The 3,602-nt window shown below is 64.3% G+C and carries 4 protein-coding genes; all 4 read left to right on the top strand.

Translation table 11 applies throughout. The features are described from left to right. Positions 1-921 (top strand): branched-chain amino acid ABC transporter permease (locus tag BHE01S_RS35710; RefSeq protein ID WP_052406261.1); only part of this gene is annotated, 921 nt, incomplete at its 5' end. Between the two features lie 16 nt (positions 922-937). After that, positions 938-2,107, top strand: a complete 1,170-nt coding sequence (locus BHE01S_RS35705; RefSeq protein WP_042273188.1) for an ABC transporter permease subunit — start codon at positions 938-940, stop codon at positions 2,105-2,107. Between the two features lie 18 nt (positions 2,108-2,125). Then, positions 2,126-2,902 carry an ABC transporter ATP-binding protein gene (locus tag BHE01S_RS35700; RefSeq protein WP_042273186.1) on the top strand — a complete coding sequence of 259 codons (777 nt, stop codon included), beginning with the start codon at positions 2,126-2,128 and terminating at the stop codon, positions 2,900-2,902. Beyond that, positions 2,902-3,602 (top strand): ABC transporter ATP-binding protein (locus tag BHE01S_RS35695; RefSeq protein ID WP_042273185.1); only part of this gene is annotated, 701 nt, incomplete at its 3' end. The genes BHE01S_RS35700 and BHE01S_RS35695, both read left to right, overlap by 1 nt.

Genomic DNA, 3,602 nt, shown 5'->3' with positions numbered 1-3,602 from the left:
GGGCTGGTGCTTGGCAGCATCTACGCCATCATCGCTCTGGGCTACACCATGGTGTACGGGATTCTGGGCATCATCAACTTCGCGCACGGCGACGTGCTCATGGTGGGCGCCATGGTCGCGCTCTCCGCGATCAACGTGCTCCATAATCACTTCCCGGGCCTCGGGAACATCCCCACGCTGTGCATCGCCCTTGTGGTCGCCGCGGTCGTGTGCGCGTTCGTCGGCTACACGATCGAAAAAATCGCCTACCGGCCGCTGCGCCGCGCGCCGCGCCTCGCCCCGCTGATCACCGCGATCGGCGTGTCGATCCTGCTGCAGACGCTCGCCATGATCATCTGGGGCCGCAATCCGCTCGCGTTCCCCCAGCTCATCTCGACCGATCCGATCAACGTCATCAAGCCGACTGAAACCGGCGTGGGCGCCGTGATCTCGATGACGGAAATCGTCATCATCGTCGTCGCGTTCCTCGTGATGGCGGGTCTCTTGATCCTCGTGCACAAGACCAGGCTCGGCCGCGCCATGCGCGCCATCGCCGAGAACCCGAACAATGCCTCGCTGATGGGCGTGAACCCGAACTTCGTGATCTCGGCCACCTTCATGATCGGCTCGGCGCTCGCAGCGCTGGCCGGCGTGATGATCGCCTCCGAATACGGCAACGCGCACTTCTACATGGGTTTCATCCCCGGCATGAAGGCCTTCACGGCGGCCGTGCTGGGCGGTATCGGCAACCTCGGCGGCGCGATGGTCGGCGGCGTGGTGCTCGGCCTGATCGAGCAGCTCGGCGCAGGCTACATCGGCAACCTGACCGGCGGGGTGTTCGGCAGTAACTATCAGGACGTCTTCGCATTCATCGTGCTGATCGTCGTGCTCGTGTTCCGTCCGTCGGGGCTGCTGGGCGAACGTGTCGCGGACCGCGCATAAGAGGGAGTAACACAACATGACTTCAATTCAACCGATCGAGCCGTCGACGACGCTCATCCCCGAAAAGAACATGACGAAGACCCTCACGGTCGGCATCGTGACGGCCATCGTCGTGGCAGCGCTGCCCTTCGTGGTGGGCGCCGCGGGCGGCAACTACTGGGTGCGCGTGCTCGACTTCGCGATGCTCTACGTGATGCTCGCGCTGGGCCTGAACGTGGTGGTGGGCTTCGCCGGCCTGCTGGACCTGGGCTATATCGCGTTCTACGCGGTGGGCGCCTACGTCGCTGCGCTGCTGACTTCGCCGCACCTCACCACGCAGTTCCAGTGGATCGCCAACATGTTCCCGGGCGGGCTGCATACGCCGTACTGGATCGTGGTGCCGTGCGCCATGGCGCTCGCGGCGATCGCGGGCATCCTGCTCGGCGCGCCGACGCTGCGTCTGCGCGGCGACTACCTCGCCATCGTGACGCTGGGCTTCGGGGAAATCGTTCGTATCTTCATGAACAACCTCGACCGGCCGGTGAACATCACCAACGGGCCGCAGGGCATTACCGGCGTCGCGCCGCTGCAGGTGTTCGGCTTCAGTCTCGCGCAGCCGCACGAGATCCTCGGCTTCACGTTCACCTCGGTCTACATGTACTACTACGTGTTCGTGATCTGCGCGCTGCTCGTGATCTGGGTGTGTACGCGTCTGCAGCACTCGCGCATCGGCCGCGCCTGGGCCGCGATCCGCGAAGACGAAATCGCCGCCAAGGCCATGGGCATCAACACCCGTAACGTCAAGCTGCTCGCATTCGCGATGGGCGCGTCGTTCGGCGGTCTGTCGGGCGCGATGTTCGGCGCGTTCCAGGGCTTCGTGTCGCCGGAATCGTTCACCTTCTGGGAATCGGTCGTCGTGCTCGCCTGCGTGGTGCTCGGCGGCATGGGTCACATCCCCGGCGTGATTCTCGGCGCCGTGCTGCTCGCCATTTTCCCCGAGTTCCTGCGCTCGACCATGGGCCCGCTTCAGCACATGCTGTTCGGCCACGAAGTCGTCGATACGGAAGTCATTCGCCAGCTGCTCTACGGCCTCGCCATGGTCGTCATCATGCTCTATCGCTCGGAAGGCCTGTGGCCCGCGGCGAAGCACGAGGACAAGATCGCGAAGATCGCCAGGCGTGCCAGCAAGAAGCCGGTTCGCGCATAAGGACAGGGAGAACTACACATGAGCAACAAACCCATCCGCCTGTCCGTGAAGGGCGTGAACAAGCGCTTCGGCGGCCTGCAGGCGCTGTCCGACGTCGGCCTGCAGATCGAGGAAGGCACGATCTACGGCCTGATCGGCCCGAACGGCGCCGGCAAGACCACGTTCTTCAACGTGATTACCGGTCTCTACACGCCTGATTCGGGCGAATTCAAGCTCGACGGCACGGCCTATACGCCGACCGCCGTGTATCAGGTGGCGAAGGCGGGCATTGCGCGTACCTTCCAGAACATTCGCCTGTTCGGCGGCATGACGGCGCTCGAGAACGTGATGGTCGGCCGCCACGTGCGCACGAAGCACGGGCTGCTCGGCGCCGTGTTCCAGACGCCCTCGGAGCGTCAGGAAGAGCGCGAGATCAAGGAGCGCGCGATCGAGCTGCTCGAATACGTGGGCATCGCGCAATACGCGGACTACACCTCGCGCAATCTCTCGTACGGCCACCAGCGCCGTCTGGAAATCGCGCGCGCGCTCGCGACCGATCCGAAGCTGCTCGCGCTCGACGAGCCGGCGGCCGGCATGAACGCGACCGAGAAGGTCGAACTCACGCGCCTGCTCGACAAGATCCGCGCCGATGGCAAGACCATCCTGCTGATCGAGCACGACGTGAAACTGGTGATGGGCCTGTGCAACCGGATGACAGTGCTCGACTATGGCAAGGTGATCTCCGAAGGGCTGCCGCAGGACGTGCAGAAGGACCCGAAGGTGATCGAGGCATATCTGGGCGCGGGGGTTCATTGATGGCTACATCGGTTCTGAAAATCAAGGGTCTGCAGGTCAACTACGGCGGGATCCAGGCGGTCAAGGGCGTGGACATGGAAGTGCGCCAGGGCGAACTCGTCACGCTGATCGGCGCGAACGGCGCGGGCAAGACCACGACGATGAAGGCCATCACGGGCCTGAAGCCGTACTCGGCTGGCGACATCGAGTACATGGGCCAGTCGATCAAGGGCGTGCCGGCCTATGAGCTACTGAAGCGCGGCCTCGCGATGGTGCCGGAAGGCCGCGGCATCTTCGCGCGCATGTCGATTCTCGAAAACATGCAGATGGGCGCGTACCTGCGCAGCGACAACGACGGCATCCAGAAGGACGTCGACCGCATGTTCGGCTTCTTCCCGCGCCTGAAGGAACGCGCCACGCAGCTCGCGGGCACGCTCTCGGGCGGCGAGCAGCAGATGCTGGCCATGGCGCGTGCGATCATCAGCAAGCCGAAGCTTCTGTTGCTCGATGAGCCTTCGATGGGTCTCTCGCCGATCATGGTGGAGAAGATCTTCGAGGTGGTGCGCACGATCTCGTCGGAGGGCATCACGGTGCTGCTCGTGGAGCAGAACGCGCGTCTCGCGCTGCAGGCGGCGAATCGCGGCTACGTGATGGACTCGGGCCTCGTGACGATGGAAGGCGAGGCCAAGCAGATGCTCGACGATCCGAAGGTGCGCGCGGC

The sequence above is a fragment of the Paraburkholderia heleia NBRC 101817 genome (assembly GCF_000739775.1).
In the GTDB taxonomy this organism is placed as follows: domain Bacteria; phylum Pseudomonadota; class Gammaproteobacteria; order Burkholderiales; family Burkholderiaceae; genus Paraburkholderia; species Paraburkholderia heleia.
Note: the sequence above shows the minus strand (reverse complement) of the source record. Positions and strands in the feature narration are given on the sequence as shown.

Bases quoted from the DNA above. Each gene is read 5' to 3' on its own strand.
- BHE01S_RS35705 (WP_042273188.1), top strand. From the start codon at position 938: ATGACTTCAATTCAACCGATCGAGCCGTCGACGACGCTCATCCCCGAA.
- BHE01S_RS35700 (WP_042273186.1), top strand. From the start codon at position 2,126: ATGAGCAACAAACCCATCCGCCTGTCCGTGAAGGGCGTGAACAAGCGC.